At 45.0% G+C, this 18,351-nt stretch carries 24 protein-coding genes; 18 read left to right on the forward strand and 6 right to left on the reverse strand.

The window, feature by feature from the left end; translation table 11 throughout:
• Position 1: 1 nt before the first annotated feature.
• The 3 genes from GSY63_RS02710 to GSY63_RS02715 are packed head-to-tail and all read left to right on the forward strand — an operon-like array spanning position 2 to position 1,634.
• Positions 2 to 772, forward strand: a complete 771-nt coding sequence (locus tag GSY63_RS02710; RefSeq protein ID WP_166584291.1) for a DNA-formamidopyrimidine glycosylase family protein — start codon at positions 2 to 4, stop codon at positions 770 to 772.
• Positions 765 to 1,148, forward strand: a complete 384-nt coding sequence (locus GSY63_RS24665) for a hypothetical protein (RefSeq protein ID WP_208094446.1) — start codon at positions 765 to 767, stop codon at positions 1,146 to 1,148. Before GSY63_RS02710 ends, GSY63_RS24665 begins: the two co-directional genes overlap by 8 nt.
• 48 nt (positions 1,149 to 1,196) lie before the next feature.
• Positions 1,197 to 1,634, forward strand: a complete 438-nt coding sequence (locus tag GSY63_RS02715; protein WP_166584292.1) for a hypothetical protein — start codon at positions 1,197 to 1,199, stop codon at positions 1,632 to 1,634.
• Between the two features lie 818 nt (positions 1,635 to 2,452).
• Here GSY63_RS02715 and GSY63_RS02720 read toward each other — a convergent pair.
• Both GSY63_RS02720 and GSY63_RS02725 read right to left on the reverse strand, forming a co-directional pair.
• The gene (locus GSY63_RS02720; protein ID WP_166584293.1) at positions 2,453 to 2,839 is read right to left on the reverse strand and encodes a helix-turn-helix domain-containing protein; all 387 of its coding nucleotides are present in this window, start codon (positions 2,837 to 2,839) and stop codon (positions 2,453 to 2,455) included.
• 245 nt (positions 2,840 to 3,084) lie between these two features.
• Positions 3,085 to 3,468: a TraR/DksA family transcriptional regulator gene (locus GSY63_RS02725; RefSeq protein ID WP_166584294.1), complete on the reverse strand. Its 384-nt coding sequence runs from the start codon at positions 3,466 to 3,468 to the stop codon at positions 3,085 to 3,087.
• 332 nt (positions 3,469 to 3,800) lie between these two features.
• Here GSY63_RS02725 and GSY63_RS02730 point away from each other — a divergent pair, with 332 nt between their 5' ends.
• The 3 genes from GSY63_RS02730 to GSY63_RS02740 all read left to right on the forward strand — a co-directional run bounded on the left by GSY63_RS02730 (position 3,801) and on the right by GSY63_RS02740 (position 4,786).
• Positions 3,801 to 4,244, forward strand: a complete 444-nt coding sequence (locus GSY63_RS02730) for an Hsp20/alpha crystallin family protein (RefSeq protein ID WP_166584295.1) — start codon at positions 3,801 to 3,803, stop codon at positions 4,242 to 4,244.
• Between the two features lie 61 nt (positions 4,245 to 4,305).
• Positions 4,306 to 4,599 (forward strand): hypothetical protein, encoded by a 294-nt coding sequence (locus GSY63_RS02735; RefSeq protein ID WP_166584296.1) that lies wholly within the window; start codon positions 4,306 to 4,308, stop codon positions 4,597 to 4,599.
• Complete coding sequence (locus GSY63_RS02740; protein ID WP_166584297.1) at positions 4,589 to 4,786, forward strand: hypothetical protein; 198 nt, start codon at positions 4,589 to 4,591, stop codon at positions 4,784 to 4,786. Before GSY63_RS02735 ends, GSY63_RS02740 begins: the two co-directional genes overlap by 11 nt.
• 144 nt (positions 4,787 to 4,930) lie before the next feature.
• Here the strand turns inward: GSY63_RS02740 and GSY63_RS02745 are convergent, their stop codons facing one another.
• The 3 genes from GSY63_RS02745 to fbp form a co-directional block, all read right to left on the reverse strand.
• Positions 4,931 to 5,110, reverse strand: a complete 180-nt coding sequence (locus tag GSY63_RS02745) for a histone H1 (RefSeq protein ID WP_166584298.1) — start codon at positions 5,108 to 5,110, stop codon at positions 4,931 to 4,933.
• Positions 5,111 to 5,205: 95 nt separating this feature from the next.
• Entirely contained in the window at positions 5,206 to 6,786 is a 1,581-nt protein-coding gene (gene pckA, locus GSY63_RS02750) for a phosphoenolpyruvate carboxykinase (ATP) (protein WP_166584299.1), read from the reverse strand.
• Positions 6,787 to 6,797: 11 nt separating this feature from the next.
• Entirely contained in the window at positions 6,798 to 7,808 is a 1,011-nt protein-coding gene (gene fbp / locus GSY63_RS02755) for a class 1 fructose-bisphosphatase (protein ID WP_166584300.1), read from the reverse strand.
• A gap of 583 nt (positions 7,809 to 8,391) precedes the next feature.
• Between fbp and GSY63_RS02760 the strand changes: the two genes are divergently transcribed.
• The 3 genes from GSY63_RS02760 (at position 8,392) to GSY63_RS02770 (ending at position 10,895) form a co-directional block, all read left to right on the forward strand.
• A complete protein-coding gene (locus GSY63_RS02760; protein WP_166584301.1) occupies positions 8,392 to 9,435 on the forward strand; it encodes a DUF1015 domain-containing protein in 1,044 nt (347 codons plus the stop codon).
• A complete protein-coding gene (locus GSY63_RS02765) occupies positions 9,432 to 10,289 on the forward strand; it encodes a sigma-70 family RNA polymerase sigma factor (RefSeq protein WP_166584302.1) in 858 nt (285 codons plus the stop codon). The genes GSY63_RS02760 and GSY63_RS02765 overlap by 4 nt, the downstream gene beginning before the upstream one ends.
• 117 nt (positions 10,290 to 10,406) lie before the next feature.
• Positions 10,407 to 10,895, forward strand: a complete 489-nt coding sequence (locus GSY63_RS02770; RefSeq protein WP_166584303.1) for an Lrp/AsnC family transcriptional regulator — start codon at positions 10,407 to 10,409, stop codon at positions 10,893 to 10,895.
• A gap of 210 nt (positions 10,896 to 11,105) precedes the next feature.
• Here GSY63_RS02770 and GSY63_RS02775 read toward each other — a convergent pair whose 3' ends face one another.
• Positions 11,106 to 11,675, reverse strand: a complete 570-nt coding sequence (locus GSY63_RS02775; protein ID WP_166584304.1) for a Crp/Fnr family transcriptional regulator — start codon at positions 11,673 to 11,675, stop codon at positions 11,106 to 11,108.
• A gap of 368 nt (positions 11,676 to 12,043) precedes the next feature.
• Here GSY63_RS02775 and GSY63_RS02780 point away from each other — a divergent pair, with 368 nt between their 5' ends.
• From GSY63_RS02780 to GSY63_RS02820, 9 genes are all read left to right on the forward strand, one after another.
• The gene (locus GSY63_RS02780; RefSeq protein ID WP_166584305.1) at positions 12,044 to 12,874 is read left to right on the forward strand and encodes an RteC domain-containing protein; all 831 of its coding nucleotides are present in this window, start codon (positions 12,044 to 12,046) and stop codon (positions 12,872 to 12,874) included.
• 561 nt (positions 12,875 to 13,435) lie between these two features.
• Entirely contained in the window at positions 13,436 to 14,362 is a 927-nt protein-coding gene (locus tag GSY63_RS02785; RefSeq protein WP_166584306.1) for a toprim domain-containing protein, read from the forward strand.
• Between the two features lie 152 nt (positions 14,363 to 14,514).
• On the forward strand, positions 14,515 to 14,925 hold the full coding sequence (locus GSY63_RS02790; RefSeq protein ID WP_166584307.1) for a plasmid mobilization protein: 411 nt from the start codon (positions 14,515 to 14,517) through the stop codon (positions 14,923 to 14,925).
• 392 nt (positions 14,926 to 15,317) lie between these two features.
• Positions 15,318 to 16,262 (forward strand): relaxase/mobilization nuclease domain-containing protein, encoded by a 945-nt coding sequence (locus GSY63_RS02795; RefSeq protein WP_166584308.1) that lies wholly within the window; start codon positions 15,318 to 15,320, stop codon positions 16,260 to 16,262.
• 17 nt (positions 16,263 to 16,279) lie between these two features.
• The gene (locus tag GSY63_RS02800) at positions 16,280 to 16,945 is read left to right on the forward strand and encodes a ParA family protein (protein WP_166584309.1); all 666 of its coding nucleotides are present in this window, start codon (positions 16,280 to 16,282) and stop codon (positions 16,943 to 16,945) included.
• On the forward strand, positions 16,896 to 17,258 hold the full coding sequence (locus GSY63_RS02805) for a hypothetical protein (RefSeq protein WP_166584310.1): 363 nt from the start codon (positions 16,896 to 16,898) through the stop codon (positions 17,256 to 17,258). The genes GSY63_RS02800 and GSY63_RS02805 overlap by 50 nt, the downstream gene beginning before the upstream one ends.
• Positions 17,255 to 17,536 carry a hypothetical protein gene (locus GSY63_RS02810; RefSeq protein ID WP_166584311.1) on the forward strand — a complete coding sequence of 94 codons (282 nt, stop codon included), beginning with the start codon at positions 17,255 to 17,257 and terminating at the stop codon, positions 17,534 to 17,536. The genes GSY63_RS02805 and GSY63_RS02810 overlap by 4 nt, the downstream gene beginning before the upstream one ends.
• 3 nt (positions 17,537 to 17,539) lie before the next feature.
• Positions 17,540 to 17,830, forward strand: coding sequence for a DUF4134 family protein (locus tag GSY63_RS02815; RefSeq protein ID WP_166584312.1), 291 nt, complete (start codon positions 17,540 to 17,542; stop codon positions 17,828 to 17,830).
• Between the two features lie 215 nt (positions 17,831 to 18,045).
• Positions 18,046 to 18,351 (forward strand): DUF4134 domain-containing protein, encoded by a 306-nt coding sequence (locus tag GSY63_RS02820; protein ID WP_166584313.1) that lies wholly within the window; start codon positions 18,046 to 18,048, stop codon positions 18,349 to 18,351.

The raw sequence follows: 18,351 nt of genomic DNA on the forward strand, positions 1-18,351 counted from the left end.
TATGCCCGAAATTCCCGACCTCAACATATTCAGCAGTAATCTGGCTAAGCAGCTCGTCGGCAAGACATTAGACAGTATTGACATCCTAGTCCCGCGAAAGCTCAAGGAGCCGGAAGCTGCCTTTAAAGAAGCGCTTGAAGGACAACAACTGAATGCGATTAACCGAGTGGGCAAGCAATTGTATTTTAAATTTGCAGGGCACGTTTTAGGCCTGCATTTGATGCTGTACGGATCGATGCACTGGTATGAGGGCAACAACGAGAATAAGTTTACCATCGCCGAACTCAAGTTTTCCGACGGTACCGGCCTCGCCATCACAGACTGGCAGAAATCCGTGATGCTGTCACTTGACCCGGAAATATCAACAGTTCCTGATGCCATGGAGTTGCAAGACGGTTATTTGCAAACAGCGCTAAAGAAAATCAGCCGCCCGATCAAAACGGTGCTAACCGACGGCAAAGTAGTTCAGGGGATTGGCAATGCATATGTAGACGAAATCCTTTATGCGGCGAAGCTGTCGCCTTTTTCAATAGCAGCTAAAATTCCGAACGAAAAAATTATGGTGCTGACGAAAGCGGTCAAAAAAGTATTAACGGATGCGGAAGCGCATATCCGGCAAAACTTCCCGGATACCATCACAGAAAAGGAGCGTGATTTTCTCCAGGTTCACCTGCCTAAACATAAAGTTACGCCGAATGCCGAAGAAATTTTGGTGGCAGAGATCGCATCGCGAAAAACATACTACACGAAAGCGCAGGAATTATTTGAATAAAGAACATACCAGTGCAGCTCTCCATTTCAGTTTCCATTTGATTTTACTTCTTAATTTCGGGTTCTTGCTAGATATCCTCCATCGGAATCGGGCAGCACTTTTGAAACCAAAAAGCCTGGGTAAAAATTTGACAGCCATGCCCATCACCGTTAGCCGTAAAGTGATTTTGATTATTAGGGCAAGCGGGACATTGTTATTACTAAACAGCGGAAATTACTTCGGTGCATTGAGCCAATCTGACCGTAAAAAATCGCTAATCATTCGATCCAACAATACTAATCAAAATAGTATGTTGCTTCACAGAAAATTAAACTGGCAATTGCTTAACCAAGATTTCCACATTGCGTTAACTTTTCAACAAACGGGATCAAGTTAACTTGACGTTCCTATTTTAGCAATGACATCATCCGGTTGGAGCTTATAAATGGGAAAGCAGTATTCGATAAATAACTTTGTTACCTTATCAAAAAATGGGAAGGCCGCCTCGACCAGTTCAGATGAACAGCAGGCGAACCTTTATCAATGGCTTAAAGAAGCCGGTTTTGGTCAAAGCGAGATCAATGGGAAGACTGTCTTTTTTAAAACCGTCGATAATCACGTGATGCCTTCTTCGGTCATCGCCATGCGATATGAATTTCTGAATTTCCTGGAATCTCATGATTTTGTGGAATGGCCGGAAGGGGTGACTAGAGGTGATTTAATCGAATGGTTTTATGACACCAGGCCGCCGAAATGTAACAGGCTTTTCAGCAATTATTTATATAGAAAGCTGTCAAACATGGAAGAGGAACAGTATATGAGGTATAGCGGACGTCATCCCACGCTCGATTTTCACTTAAAAGCGTCGAATTTGGATGCTTAAACAGATCCGCGGTGTAATCGAGAGAGATTCCAGGTAACCAAAACTGCAGTGATGCTCAATTTCCAGATTTAAGTGACCTTTATAAAATCCCCCGGTTATTGAATACGGAAAATGCGTTAGAAGTACTTATAATAAAATATTCTCTAAACTTAAGTTATTCGACCGTTTCGGTTGTGCTGAGCGATGATCTAGAAACGATTGTTACATTTGCAAGATGACCAATAATTTTAAGATCCATCTAGTTGATGCCGAATTCGAGTTTTTTACGATGCAGGTCCGAAAATTGTTAAATTTTCAGGTCTATGTAAATGTGTCTGGAAGTAGGGAGCGTTTTCATATGCAATTGTCGGGAGACCGGTTTTTAATTACTGATCCTCACCAATGTCCGGAACAATACCGCCACTTGGAAGTTGTGTTGAGCGACGCGATCTTTAAACAAGGGCAAAACGATAGTTTGCCTGCCTAATAATATTTAGCGTTTGCTGATAATTAAAATATAAAAATTCCGGTTTATTTTTTAAGATGGACAATTGTCAGGTTAGTTTGCATAACAAACATTAGTACCTAAAAAACGTTCAAGATGTCGTTCACGCGTTATGATCGAACAAATAGTTCATAAGTTTGCACTGGAGAGATAATTTATATGATAAATTGCCTTTCAATGTTAGCTAAATCTCCATTTATACTTAGATATTCGAGCACCCTTAAATGAGGATGGTATTAAACCCTAAGTTTCGTAACTCATTGCCTTAGTGTATTGAAGGGGAAATGACGGCATTCATTCGATATCAGATTTACACCAGGGAGCAATAGGCCTTTCAGTATTCAGATATTACCGGCGTCGACATCTCAATCAAATTACGATTATGTTGAAACTTGTTATAGGCTTCGAGTAACGTCAGGTATTTATTCCTCCAGACGTTTTCCGCCATTTCTTCTGCAGTTAAAATCTCTGAATGATGGTTGGGCGAGTTTGGATCAGCATCTTGCGCCGTAAAATGTGCCGGAGGAAACAGTTCTGGAAACTCAGGAGCGAAATCGCAGTTTAGCGTGAATCCTATCCTTTCAATTGTAATCAGGCTTAACCTGGGTGAATTAAACCAGTTGTACACTGTCCTTTTTTCAACAGCCAAAAGCCGGGCAACTTCGCCTACACTAAAACCACTTAATTTAATTTTTTTCTCTACAATATGACCGAAATGCATTTTTAATGGTGATTTACTTTATGATCCTGATAATAATAGCAACTCCAAATTAACAGACATTGTTAAAGGTCACTGATTCCCGGGAACCGTGCGACCCCACATTTGTTTTAGGTAATGCAAAATATTACCTGTACAGCAACTAAGGGTTAAACTATTGTCGTTTAGGTGAAAGGATAAGCCATTAACAATTCGCTTGGGTAGGCAGTTAGACACTGATTCGCTGAGGCCCCAACCTACTTTATGAATTATGATTGTTTAAGTTTGGCTTCCATGGTCTGTGTGGTGTGAGGAACAGCGCGGAGACGTTCTTTGGGAATAAGTTTGCCTGTAGATCTGCAAATGCCATATGTTTTATTATCAATCCGTTGGATCGCGGCCTCTAACTGTTCTATAAATTTTTTCTGTCGCGCAGCCATTTGATTAATGTATTCCTTTTCAAATGTTGCCGATCCGTCTTCAAGCGTTTTGCCGGCTATGGCTGCCTCATCGCCATTGGAATTGGTTGCGCTGAGCGTACCCGCGAGGTCATAAAGTTCTTCACGCGCCGAGTTGATTTTAGTTTGTATTAAAATCCTGAACTCGTCGAGTTCACTCTCGCTGTATTTCGTTTTAGTGATTTCCTTTTGCATCCTCGCTGAACAAAAAATCTTTCGAATAGTTGTAATTAGTTCAGAGCAATTTTGAATATGCATAAATTGATCCGCATAGAGGGCGAGTTTGCGAATAATCGGACAGTTCAATGCTTTCAGTCGAGATACAAATCAGTAAGCTGATGATCCAATTATAGGAAGATCGTTAATGGTGGGAAATTATGGCATCTGTGGACTGAAATTTTTTCACGATGACTGAAATTTTTTCAGTCAGAAGGGGTTGGGTTGAGGTTGGCACAGGACTTGAACTATACAGACCAGTTTAATTAATTATAAGTTTCAATCATTAATTCATTAAGGAGGAAAGACCTATGACACTGGTTAAATTCAATTCCAATAATCCTAAAAGTGGTTCATTATTGCCAGGCTTTAATGACGTATTCGACTCCTTTTTCAGCGACACTTTTTTTAACGACCGACTGACCAGCCGGGTACCGGCAGCTAACATTAGCGAAACGGAAGATCATTTCCATGTAGAACTGGCGGCCCCGGGTCTGAAAAAAGAAGATTTCAAATTGAACCTGGACCGTAAGGTGCTGAATATTTCGGTGGAACAACGTAACGGAAATAACGAGGATCAAAAGAACTACAGCAAACGCGAATACAGCTATGCATCCTGGGTGCGCTCGTTTACCCTCCCCGACAGCGCTAACGCAGAAAGCATTGAAGCGGCTTATACCGAAGGGGTACTAAAAATTGATATTGCTAAGTGCGAAGAAGCAAAGCAAATACGCCGTCAGATCGAGATTAAATAAGTTCTAAGTGTAATAGTTTTTAACAGGGCCCTGCTTGCGGGGCCTTTTACAATTTGAAGTTATGGGACATCGTTTTTCTTTGTTGCTTAATTTGAAAACGCCGGCTGGTTTCGTGGTGTTCGGCGAATTTAGTATAGGTGATGACCCTGAAGCTGCCCATCACTTGTTTGACAGTTTACAGGGAGATGAAAGCTTAAGCGATCAGATATTATATATCGATCTAATGGAAACTACGGAACCGTTGCCGGAGAAAGTTCGCATGAAAGGCTGCCGGCTGGATGAGCTGGCCACCAACTGCAAACTGATCACCCGCGCAGTTTTCTGCCAAAAAAATCTGAAGGCGTATGAAGAATAAAAGAGGATTGATCGTAGGTGTTTTATTTTCGTCGGCGCTTCTTGCCATCCTTTGGAAAGTAACAGCATTTATTCAGGAGAGAGAATCCCCGGAGTTGACCAAGCAGGTGTTGGCCTCGGCATTTTTATGCTGGCTGGTGTTTGTGCTTTTACGAAAGCGACGTGAAGACGATGACTGGGCCTATTAAACAGCCCCCTTCAGCTGAGCAGTTGTATGCCGCAATGGGAGGCCAAAAACCAAGACAGAAATTAATTTATTGCTTTATCCCAAATTCTGCATGATCAAAAAAGGGCTGCAAGCAGCCCTTTTTCCCTCAACAGTTTCCTTAGTATTATTTCGCTTCGTTCTTTTTTTCTGTCACTTCTGTGCGAATTTCCTGTGCGAGTGTTTTCAACAGTTGCATAGCATTGCGGACACGCGTACCCGCAGCTTTGTTTCCCTTTTTATAAAAAGCATTAAAATCCGCTTCTGCGGCGGCAATCGCTTCTTTTACCTGATTGAATTTGTCCATTATCGGTGTTTTTAAATAAAAAATAGCTGCTAATATAGTGGAAATCTAAATGCTTTGATTCGTTCGCTTTCATCATTTTCTTCAGGTCTTTTTATTCATATAGGAAGTTCGGCATGGCTGCCCGAGTTAAGTTTTGCATTTGCTTTAAACAATCGCAATAATTTTGAGGCTTGAAAACGGTAGGCGTCCCGGTCGTCCCAATTTTCTGCAGGGTTTAACAGTTGATCAGGAACACCCGGACAATGATTCGGAAACATGAGATTGAATAGCGGCAGCGTATTATAACTGACCTGGTTCAATTGCCCGTTCATTACCGCATTAATAATTGCCCTGGTGAAACAAAGTGATATTCTTTCGCCCGTACCGTACGGACCGCCTGTCCAACCAGTATTGATCAGCCATACCTGAACACCGCCTTTTTCGATTCGTTCTTCCAAAAGCTCGGCATAGCAGGTGGGATGCAGGGGAATAAATGCCTTCCCGAAACACGCAGAAAAGGTTGCCTGCGGCTCATTAATGCCGAACTCCGTGCCTGCAATTTTAGCCGTATAGCCGGACAGGAAATAATAGCGCGCTTGCGCGTTGCTAAGTCGTGATACAGGAGGCAGTACACCAAACGCATCGGCAGTCAGGAAAAATATGTGCTTAGGTGGTCTGCCGATAGAAGGTTGTACCGCGTTCGCAATAAATTGGGTGGGGTAGGAGACCCGCGTGTTTTCCGTAACCGATATATCATTGAAGTTGACGGTTCGTGTTTGAGGATAGCATCGGACATTTTCGAGTAAGGCGCCCGGACGGATCGCTGCGAATATTTGTGGCTCGTGCTCCGCGCTGAGATTGACGGTTTTGGCGTAACAACCACCTTCAAAATTAAAGAGCGCTTCCTCGCTCCAGCCGTGCTCGTCGTCACCGATCAGTTTACGCTCCGGATCTGCCGACAAGGTTGTTTTCCCGGTTCCGGAAAGTCCGAAGAAAATAGCACTGTTCCCGTCTTTCCCAACATTGGCAGCGCAATGCATGGGTAGGACGCCCACTTGTGGTAGTAGGAAATTAAGCACCGAAAAAACGGCCTTTTTGATTTCCCCGGTATATCCAGTTCCCCCAATCAGGATCATTTTCTGACTGAAGTCGATAATCGAAAAATTGGCCTGTCGGGTATGGTCTTCTTCCGGGTCGGCACGAAATCCTGGCGCGGCAATGATCGTCCATTCTGGCACTGGTCTAATTTCTTGGTCCGGTTCCATAAAAAGATTATAGGCAAAAAGGCTTTGATAAGCCGTTTCGGTGATAATCCGCAGGCTAAGGCGATAAGCCGGATCCGCACAAACCGCAGCATCCCTGACAAAGAACGGCCGACGGGATAAATAGTCTGCCATTTGCAAACGAAGCCGGTCAAAAGCATCTTTGGTAAAAGGGATGTTGACGTCATTCCACCACACCAGTTCGCTGGTGGTTTCATCTTTAACCAGGAAACGGTCTTTCGGTGATCTCCCCGTGAATTTCCCGGTATCCACGCTTAATACCTGTTGGTCAGTCAGGGAGCCTTCCCCATATTCAACAGCATATTGCGTTAGTACTTCAGGTGAGAGCTGGTAAAAACAGTCTGCAGGCTTGGAAAAGCCTAGGTAACATAGGTCCAAATGGGTAATTGGATATAAAAAATTCGGTATATTCATTTTCTTAAAATTTAATAAACGAAATCGGCTGCCTCCATCATGAGTTCCGCTTTGATAACCAGTTCGGAAGAACCAATAAATACCGGTGTTCGTTGATGTAGCATTTGGGGTTCCAGATCTAATATCCGGTGATGTCCATCTGTGGCTTTTCCGCCCGCCTGTTCCACAATCATGGCCATCGGGTTACATTCGTACATTAGTCGCAATTTACCGTTGCGGTAGGCTGCGGTAGCAGGATAGATGAAAATACCTCCCTTGATCAGGATACGGTGGATGTCGGCAACCATAGCCCCGGTGTAACGCGAGGTAAATGGTCGGTTAGTTGACAGGTCTTCAGCCTGGCAATATTTGATAAAATTTTTAACGCCTTCCGGAAAGTGTACGTAATTACCTTCATTGATCGAGATGAGCTTGCCATTTGCCGGGATTTCCATTTGCGGATGCGACAGGCAAAACTCACCAATCGAGGGATCCAGTGTAAAACCATTCACCCCTTTTCCCGTGGTGTAGACAAGCATGGTTGAAGAGCCATAAATAATATAGCCGGCTGCGACCTGGCAAGTCCCCTTTTGTAGAACGTCATCGAGGGTAGCCCGGCTGGACGAACGCTTGCGGAAGATCGAAAAAATAGTTCCCACCGCGATGTTTACGTCGATATTCGAGGAGCCGTCCAATGGATCGATCGCTACGATATAGGAGGCATCCGTTGATACGTCCGTATCGAGGTACTGGATCTCTTCATTCTCCTCAGACGCGACGATGCAACATTCCCCACCGTGTTTTAATGCCGCAATGAACTGTTCATTGGCATATACATCAAGTTTCTGTTGATTTTCTCCTTGTATATTTCCGCTCCCGGCGCTCCCCAACATATTGACTAGCCCTGCTTTGTTGACCTCCCGGTTAACGATCTTTGCTGCGATACCAAGATCTCTCAATAACCGCGAAAGCTCCCCTTTGGCGAAAGGAAAGTCGGCCTGTTTTTCAATAATGAATTGACCCAGTGTTTTGACATTGTTCATGATGCTTAGTGTTGTTAATTCAAAATAAAACGATAAAACGCAAATCTGAAATCGAAGCTAATTCACAACCAAGGCAAAACGGAAGGCTGTTTGGTAAATTTTTTTGGAATAGTTTTTAGTAGTTCATTTTGTACTTAGTGTAAAATGTTCTTGTACTATTTACACAATCTAATTTCTCACACAGGAAATTTTGTGGTTTTAAATACGGAATATCCCCACATTTCGGAAAAGCAAGGGAAAACAGGTATAATGAGCGGAAAATCTCCCCTTTTTTTGGGGTTGCTGGCAACTGATTTCCCGAAAGCAGACCTTTGAACTAACCATTAAGAAACCTGAACGATTTGGCTAAACTTTTCCCTGATTCAACACTTGAGCCAGGTAATCGGAAATCGCTGAAAGCAGGTTCAGGATTTTATGATAAAACCAATAGCCTATGTCCCAAATTAGTCCACTGAAATCTGGTAACCCTAACTGGAGTAACCAGGAAATCTACGAAGCCACGGAATTTTCCGTTCCTGAACTTTTACAACATCCAAGCCACTTACTCCGGGAGGTACGAAAGGCCTGTTCAGCAACAATGCTGGTGAATTGCGGACCCTCCGGACTAGCAAAGGAATCCCTGCATGACGACGGGGACGGCATACCGGAGGCATTAGATGCATTTTTTATTTACGAATATGAAAGCCCTGGCGAATCGCTTACCGGTTTTTGGGCACTTACCGCAGCGGAAGATTTTCATAATGGAACGATTAAATCTTTGCGCCTGGAGAATAATTCAGTTGTCGTCAACCCGATTAATGCTGCTCTGGAGAATCGCGAAACCGCTGTCATCATAACTTATGCGTCGGACAAATATATTGACGAAATGATCGGCAAGGTAAAACGCACGGTTCCCATGAAGCAATCCAATAAAGGTGCGGCGCAACACAGGTTATGGCTCATCAACGACGAAAATGAGATCAAAAGGTTAATAGTGATATTCGGAAAGCTGGGATCGGTATTTCACATCCCCGTAAGTGGCGTTTTCAGCCATGTGAATTTTGGTACAGGTAAAGACCTTATTAACAGTGAATGTTTTGGGCCCCTGGTGCCAGCCATCTATGTCTCCGAAAAGCAGCTAAGGTCGGCGCCTTGTCATCAGCTTCTTAAACCTGGATTCCCGATCGATCCTGAGAGTTTCTTTCAACTCATTTGCAAAGATTTTGAGATCCGAATTTCTCCTGGCAATGCGCCCATTGAACCAGATGTCATGCACCAGTTTGGCGTCTGCATTTATGGGTGTTGGTACCAGCTGACTCTTAAAAGAGAGGTACTTTCTACTGCTGGTTATGAAGAGCGTTTAGATGGCCATATATTGCATTTCCGGATTCTTTCGCCTACGCGTCTGCTTAGCGGAAGCCCACAACCAATCTGCTGTTGTCCTGGTCCGAATGCCCTTGCCAAGGTATTGGATATGCTTCAAAAGGACCGTAACCTTATCGCATTTACGTTGCATCCGGCTTCGTTGAACCAATTAATATCGGCCGCCTATCTGGACATCCCCTTGAATAAGGGCTCGTTTTGGATACAACCAGCAAGTTATAGCCCGAATAATGCGGTAGCGATGAATGGGGAGGTTGTAAAATGAGAAATTTACAGATCACCGCTAGTTTTACAGATCCGGAGTCGCCGGTAGTTTCCAGTTATCTGCAGGAGGTAGCCCGGACTTCCCTGATCACTGCCGATGAGGAGACCACCCTGGCCAGGAAGATCAGGGCGGGGGATGAAGCAGCGTTGCAAAAACTGGTCACCTCTAATCTGAGGTTTGTCGTTTCCGTGGCTAAGAAATATCAGCGGCAAGGGCTTCCTTTAAGCGACCTGATCGCTGAGGGCAATACCGGCCTGATCAAAGCCGCCACGCTTTTTGACGAAACAAAAGGTTTCCGCTTCATCTCCTTTGCAGTTTGGTGGATAAGGCAGACCATTATGGCGGCTATCGCTGAGCAAACGCGTTTGGTCCGGCTGCCGATGAACCGAATTAGCCTGCTGACTAAAATGAAGTCTTGTGCCGCAGCGTTGGAACAACGCCTGGAAAGGGTTCCGGAAACAAGCGAACTTGCCGGCTTTATGCAAGCCAGGGAAAGCAAATTAAACGATTTGATCGGAACCAGCGGACGTACGGTGAGTTTCGATATCCAGGTTGGTTCCAACGAAGATTACCGGCTTATTGATCAACTATGGGATGAGGAACACCTGGCCGATCAAGACCTGCGACAGCAAGCACTTAAGGCCTCCATTAAACAATTGCTTGACCAGCTGACCCAACGGGAAAAGATGGTCATCGAGCGGTGTTATGGGCTCAATGGCGAAATGCAGCTGACACCCGAAGATATCGCAAATCAACTCAGCATAAGTACCGCCAGGGTACGCCAACTGAAAAGAAGTAGCATCCGGAAGTTGGAGGCTATCGTAGAGGGAAGGCGTGGATTGTTTTTTAATTGAGGGATGAATAGAACATTGAACGAAAGGATCGCCAGTTCTGTTAATCCCGATAATATTAACTACTATTGTTGACCAATTCGACAGACCTTAAGTCAACCATTAAATTTTTAAAAACCTATGTTACATCCGCTTGACGATACTGATGTCGGCATTTTACGACTGTTACAACAGAATGGCCGGTTTACGCTTAAAGAGCTTGGTGAAAAACTAAATAAAAGCACCAGCAGTATCAATGACCGGATCAAACGAATTCAGGATGACGGCTATATTCGGGGCTACGGCGTACAAATCGACCACTTAAAAGTTGGACTTGCCTTAATATGTTTCACGCACGTCAAAATTAAAGACCACCTACATGAAGACGTCAGCCGTTTTGCCCGCGAAATCATTAAGCATGAACAGGTGCTGGAGTGCTTCAAGGTATCCGGGGAATTTGACTTTATGCTGCGGATCGCTTCAAAGGACACCGCAGCCTATCATGATTTTCTAGATCAGGTTGTTTCGAAATTAGTGCCGCTGGCCAATTTACAGTCAACGTTTGTACTTCAGGAAGTGAAAACCGGTACCGTTCTTCCGATTGGTCAGGCGAAATTTCAGGAAGTATAACAAGCCCGATCGGGTTCAATGGGACGTTAAAGACCTGACGACGCACATGGCGGTGTTGTTGATGACGAAATAAGGAAAGGCGTTTGAAAAGGGTCATAAGAGGAGGTGCATTCAGGATGGTATAGCTGGGTTCTCCGTGACTTAATCTGGGGCAGACAAAATTTCCGGCCGGTAGTTTATAAGACCCAGATAGCACCTTTACCATGTCGCTCATCTTTTGGCCCTGATGCGACTTAAGGTTTCCTGGCTAATGCCCAAATGGGAAGCGATTTGCCCTAATGTGGCGCGTTGCAGGATTTGCGGATACCGTGTGATCAATTTTTCATAACGCTCACCCGCGGTTAATGTTCGTAATGCAATGGCCCTTTCTTCGCTTTTGAGGTAATATTGTTCTGTTATTATCCTGCCGTATATATTGAATTCAGGAAAGTTTTTATACAATTCCTGTAACTGTTTCCAGTCAATCGAGACAAATGCAGCATCTTCCAAAACCTCAATGCTTTCGAATGATGGGTTTCGGGTGAAGAAGCTGTAAACAGACAGCATGATATGGCCCTCCCCGGTGAACCAGGTGGTATAATCTTTTTCTGCACATTCATAAAAAGCCCGGCAAAATCCCTTGTTAATAAAGTAGACACGCTGGGCAATTTGTCCTGGCTTCAATAGAATGTCCCTTTTAGCGAAATGCTCTTCCTTAACTATCGATCTGATATAAGATTCCAACGGCTTGGAAACCGTTTTGATGGCGTTTAAGGTGTTGATCAATCCTGCGGCATGCATCGGTGCTTTTTTTGATAAATATCAACTCGATTTGAGGAGGTACATCCTTAAATTGTACTCCGTTCGACGTGATTAAAGTTTGGTTTGTTAAGTAATTGTACGTATTGGCTGTAATTTAGTTACGTAAACTTAACATTACCCGAATCGATTGCCTGACTTAGCGCTTATTCTTCGCGCCAAATCAGCCTGGCAATTTTACCCCTATTATTGATATTGATCATCGAGAGGATCGGGCAGACGTTGGATAAATGGTGATTTTATCTTAGATGGATGCTCATCTTTATCCTGATGTCAAGGTGCGCGGCTGCGATTGCTGAGCCGTCCGCTTGAATGAAATCATCTTATTTTTTTAACCTAAACCATTTTTCATGCAGCACTATGTACAGGCAATAATTGCCGATTTAAATACGAAATTGGACGAGTTGGGCCACGGATCGGGAGATCTTGTTTTTTTGAATGCGTCACTGGCATTGATTGACCAGGCAGTGAAAGCGCTGGACGAACAAGTCCGCTTTTTAGGATTTGACACCATACCGGAGGAAATTTATTTCTTTAAAGTTCAGAAACCAGGCATCCTTTGTAAAAGGACTGAGCTGATTATTGAGTATCACCTATCCGTAAACGTGCCGGTGGGAACACCGGAAATTCAAATTGAATACTACGAAGAGGTGCTTAAGGCTGAACGTAGTTTTTTTAATATGAATAATTTCTATTATCAATATTATAAAAACGGCTTGACAGAAATGGATAACTTATACTTTCTGCGCAATACCGAACCGTTGACCGTCCCCGTGCTCGATGTGACGGCTGCGGATGTAGAAGTGCCAATGAGCCACCTTTTCGCGAAATTTTTAGCATTTGAACATCTTCAGCAATTTATCCTGAAAAAGATCATGCTGTTGCATGGTCGGGATATGTCCCCAAATGCCTTAGCCTACAGCAACGAACTCAAGTGGACCGGGGATTCGGTAAATATTGTGGAGTTGGCATACGGAATATGGCTTACAGGGCAGTTGAATCATGGCAATGCCAGCCTGAATCAGATCGTGAAATGGCTGGAGTCTACCTTACAGATCACGATTGGAATCATTCAGCGCCGTTTCAATGAAATCGAACGGCGAAAGCGGCTAAGTCCCACAAGGTTTATCGATCAAATGAAAGAGCATATTCTGCGAAAGATAGAAAATGGTAATTCCTGATTACCAGACTAGGTGAGCCCGTTCAGTGAACGGGCTTTTTTGTACCCGGAAAATTGGAATTTATTTTTCGGTAGTACCGTAAAGCTCCTCATACAAGCTCGCAATATGCAATGACTTTTGATCCAGACAATGCCGGTCACTAGGCATGTTTCACAGGCAGGAGCAGTACTCGGTTTTAAGCCAGTCCAGCATTCTCCAGCCAAGGGAACAGATTTTAACCGGATAGCCGGCGCCAAATGAAGGTGACCAGGTTAAGCATGGTCAAATATTACGAGGCCTGTACTGCCGGGAATAGAAAAGCCCGGCAGGGGGCAAGGGGAAGCTGGAAACAGGTTCCGCGCTCTTTGACATATGGGGACGAAACATTATTCCGCGGGGAGCGGAAAATTTTGCGAAGGTGAGATCATATCAAGAAACCGAAAACGCATTGGCAGGCGGAGGCCCGGCATGTAGATGCCGACGTGGGTAGTCCCGAACTTTCAAACCGGCAGAAGCGGATTATCCGGGTTCGATGCCCGCTGCCGGTGCCAATCGTTTGATCCTAAATCTAAAAAACTAATTATGCCAGAACTACTGAACGCAAAAGAATTGAAGGAACGGGCTTCCATCGTAAGTCTGCTAAAGCACCTGGGCTATGAACCGGTCAGGAAAAGCGGTAAAGAATTGATGTATCACAGTATGCTACGTGATGGTGATCGTACACCATCATTAAGTGTAAATGATCATATCGGGGCTTGGTATGACCACGGGAGTGGAAAGGGTGGGAACATCATTGACTTTGGGCTCGCGTACTGGCCGGCTTTGACTTTTAGCGAGGTCGTAGATAAACTGCAACAGTTAAGTAGCGAATCAGTACAAGGCCCCAGAAGTTTTCGTCCACGGTTACCGGTGAAAAACCGTAATTATGTAATAGACCGCGTTTGTCCGCTCGGAGGAAATCCGGCAATCAGCAATTATCTTTTAAACCGGGGCATTTTTGAAGCAGCCAGGGGGCATTTAAGTGAGGTTTATTATTTCCTGGAAATCAACGGTGCCCGAAAGGCTTTTTTTGCGGCAGGCTGGCAAAATGAAGCCGGCGGCTGGGAGGTAAGAAACAAGTATTTCAAAGGCTGCATCGGGTCAAAAGGCATAACGGTCGTTCCCGGAGACCCACGGCATGTGGTTCTTTTTGAAGGCTATCTCAATTACCTGAGCTGGCTTTCAGAATATCAGGATACCAGCCGCAGTATCATCGTACTAAACACACTTTCGCTTCTTACAGCGGGTATAGAAAAAGCAAAGCAGTTTTCGGTGGTCGATGTCTACTTTGATAGGGATCCGGCAGGATTCCAGGCGTTTAAAGCACTCCATGCAGCCCTGCCGTATGCAACTGACCGGTCAGCCGCTTTTGAAGGTTTCAACGACTATAATGACAAGTTGCTTGCCTCGTTTAAAACGGCCAATAAATTGGGAAATGGTCCTGAATTTCAAAAAGGGTTTTCAATTTAATATCCTAATAACCGTTCCTTTTATTGCCTTTTTTGTTGTCTTATATACCCTTTCCTGGCTTTGATTCTGCCAGGGCAAGATGTCTTTTTGGTACCCAAAAAGGATCTTGCCCTCCGGGGGAACGGCCAAAAATTCGCAACTCATTTTTTCTGATGGATAAACTTAAAAATAAAGGGGGACGCCCCCCAAAGCAAAGCGGGAAACGGACGGAGCAAATTAAAGTACGTATCACGGAAGATGAAGACAAAGCCCTGCGGGGACTCGAAAAAGAGTTTGGCATAAGCCGCTCAGATCTCGTTCGGAAGCGGGTGCTTTACGATGCAGAACTGATACTGGTTAACGCCAGGGAACTGATCCTTCAGATTGACAAGGTAGGCGTTGAACTGGCGCGATCTGGTAATAATATCAACCAGCTGGCTCGGCATGCCAATACCATCGCCATGACAGGAGATCCGCCGACGTCCGTTTTGACCAGGTATAATTTTTTAATGGATCAGCACATCAACGTCCAGAAGGAGTTGGAGGTCTGCCTGCGCAAAATAATTCGCATGATGCACAGATAAACTGTTCTGTTGATATATAGGTACCATGATCGGTGGTTACCTCGATCAATTGATACAAGGATACTTCGACATATTGGTCCACCGATACTTTGTTAGGCTGACAACTGGTATGGTTATTCTACAGTTAGCTTGCTATGTTGTTATATTGCTATCCAACCATATGGCTACGTAGGTACTTCGATATACTGCTACTGGGGTCTTCAGCTATACAGATGGATTGAACTATTGATCGGCTGATCTGCTGATCGTTTGTTACAATGATATACTGCTCGGTGTTCGGATACTCCTTTCATGCTGGTTAGTCATGGCGCGCCCATGCAAGCTACCATCTCCACCCTTGTATCCTAAATGATAGATCGGTTGTGCCCGGTTTCGCATTGTAATACCCGGTTATGATCTTAAAAATATTCAGGCCAACCGCAAGATTTGGCGGTGTTAAATACAATACCGCTAAGGTCGATAATAACAAAGGGGAACTGATGAAAGTCGCCAATTTTGGTCCGTTACAGGCCTTCGGGCAACTGCGCCCGCAAGATTACATCAACTACCTGACCGCCCTCGCTTCATTAAATAAAAACGTTGAGCTGCCGCAATTCCATGCGGTTATCTCCGCTAAAAGACGCAATTATGATAAGACCACCTTAACGGCTATCGCCGAAAACTGGCTGCGCGAAATGGGTTACGGCGAACAGCCTTACCTCATCGTTTTCCATAAAGATACGGGCAATAACCATGTTCACATGGTGTCTTCGAGAGTTGACCGCACCGGCGAGAAGATCAACAGTGCCTTTGAATGGAAACGCGGACAGCAGATGCTCTGCCGCGTTCTCGGATACGAATTTGCCTTGCAATACCGGTTCAGTACCCGGGCGCAGTTTTTTATGATCCTGGAAAGCCGTGGCTATCCCGGTATAGACCCCGATGAAAAAAAGATCAACAAAAAGATTGCCGGTTACACGCTGGACAGGGAACGAGCTGCGCAGATCAAAACGGTTCTTTTAAAACATCGTGGGCGATCTGACTTTCCTGACTTGCTCCTTAAGCACCACCAGATCGAATTGATTTTCCATTCATCAGATGGCAAAAAACCTTATGGCTACTCCATCATCGACCACGAAGGAAAAATGGTTTTTAAGGGAAGTGAAGTATTGCCATTACGGGAATTGCTGTCGACCGCCGGGGACGATTTCAAATACGGGAAAGGGCTGGCTGAAAAAGAAAATGAAGTATCCGGGGACTACATCCGTCCGGTTTCCATCGCAGACGACGTTGACGACCAGCAGATCCACGGCATGCGCCGGAGGCGGCAGCGCAAGGCAAGAACAAATACCCGCTAATTATTAATCAATTTTATATGATCATCATTATTGGAAACCAGAAAGGGGGAGCCGGAAAAAGCACGCTCACACTGTTGCTGGCCAATTTCCTGACTGCCGCAAAAAACTGTTCGGTTACCGTCATCGACATGGACTACCAGCAGTCGATCTCCCAAAAATTCGATAAAGCAAAAGTGCTTGAGAATGAGGAACCCTACCAGGTGATCCCTGCAACGCTGGAAACTTACCCGGTCCTGAAAAATCTGCTGGCGCGTAACCAAAGGGATATTATCCTGATAGACCTGCCCGGAAAGCTTGACGACGACGGGTTGCTGCCGGTATTTAATTCAGCCGATCTTGTCATATGTCCCTTTGCGTACGACGAATTTACCTTTGAATCCACCGTGCTGTTCACTGTAGTGCTGCGCAAGATCAACCCTAAAATTTCCATGGTCTTTGTTCCCAACCGGATCAAATCCAACGCACGTTACGAAATCATGATGGAAGTGAATGAGCAACTCTCCAGGTTTGGTAAGCTGACACCGGTATTGCCTGACAGGGTTGACTTCCAACGAGTCAATACCATTCATACACCAGCTATTCTATATCCTGTAATCATTCCCGTCTTCGAACAGATTTATAACGACTACCTGCATGGAAAACATGAAAACCCTGGCCGACCAAATCCGGGAGGAACTGGTTAAACCAGCTGCAAATAAGCAGTCGCCCACCGCTCCAAAAGCCAGCGGAACAGCGAAGCTTAAAGAAAAGCAGGTCAGACCCAAAGAACAGCCTTCAGAGATCCTGACCGCCCTTGCCGGATTCGACACCTCCCGGCATAAAAGCATGGTTCATGTGCGTTTCGACGAGAAAACGGTGCGCACACTGAACCAGTTTAAAATGGCTACCGGTGTTGATGTAACCCGGCTCGTCTCTTTCGCGGTTCGCGAACTCCTGGAAAACCGCCCGGAAATCAAATCAATCATTAAACAATTCATTCAAAACTCAGACTTATGACCTGGCTAAAATTCGCGCTCTGGATGGGCGGCATCTACCTGATCTATTACGCGGCAGTATTGTTATGGGATTTTCTGCGCAGCGGCAAACAACCCGACGCCGAAAGATCCCACGAACTTTCCTTTGAAGAACATATCGAACCGGTGCGGGAAATCGCGGGTTCCACACCTGAAATTTACGATGCATCCGTGCTTTCGTCCGGAGGTGTCAGCCTTAAGCAGCTGTTCAACCTTGCACGGGAAGAAGTGATCGAATACACCCGTCCGGTAAGCTACTGATCCATGAAAGGAGCACTTACCTTCGGATGCTGCCTGCTTAATCTAAGCGCGTTCGCGCAGCCCGGCATTGCTGAAATGCAGCAGGCAAAAAGCGATCTGACCAACGACTTCTTTTCAGTATTTGATTTTTCTCTCGTTATGGCCACGCTGCTTGGCCTCAATGGCGCTATCAAGATCTATCATAACTGGCAAATGGGCAAAGACCGCATCGATGCCGATGTGGCCGCCTGGTTCTTCGCCGCTTTTTTTATGATCATCGCAGGCGCATTCCTCAGGGCGTTGTTCGGTATCTGAACACCCTGCTATCAAAAAGCTTTTTCCTGGAAGCATAAAAGATACCCGTCTTCATTTCTCCAAAATTTTAATCCCGGACCGGCAAACTTGACCGGTCTCCTTACTGGGAATTCTTTATGGCGTTGTTCGTGATCTGAACGCCGGTCTGTGAATTTCCTCTGTTGCCTCCCGACTGCAGCTAAAAGATCTCCGCCGATATTTTTCATTCCTTTTTAATGTTTAACAAAACAAAACCATGGTGGGCATCAGCGATCCTGTTGCTCCTGTCTGCGCAGACATTTGCCCAAAGCGGCGTTAACGGCCTGACAACCGCTACATCAACCCTTAAAACCTATGTTGATCCCGTAACCAACATTACCCTGGTCATTGGTGGCATCGTCGGGATCGTCGGCGCCATCCGTGTCTACTCGAAGTGGAACAGCGGAGACCAGGATATCAACAAAGAGTTAATGGGGTGGGGGGGCTCCTGTGTCTTGCTTGTCGTATCAGCGTTGGTAGTTAAAGCCTTTTTCGGCTTGTAA

Source organism: Mucilaginibacter agri (assembly GCF_009928685.1).
Taxonomy (GTDB): domain Bacteria; phylum Bacteroidota; class Bacteroidia; order Sphingobacteriales; family Sphingobacteriaceae; genus Mucilaginibacter; species Mucilaginibacter agri.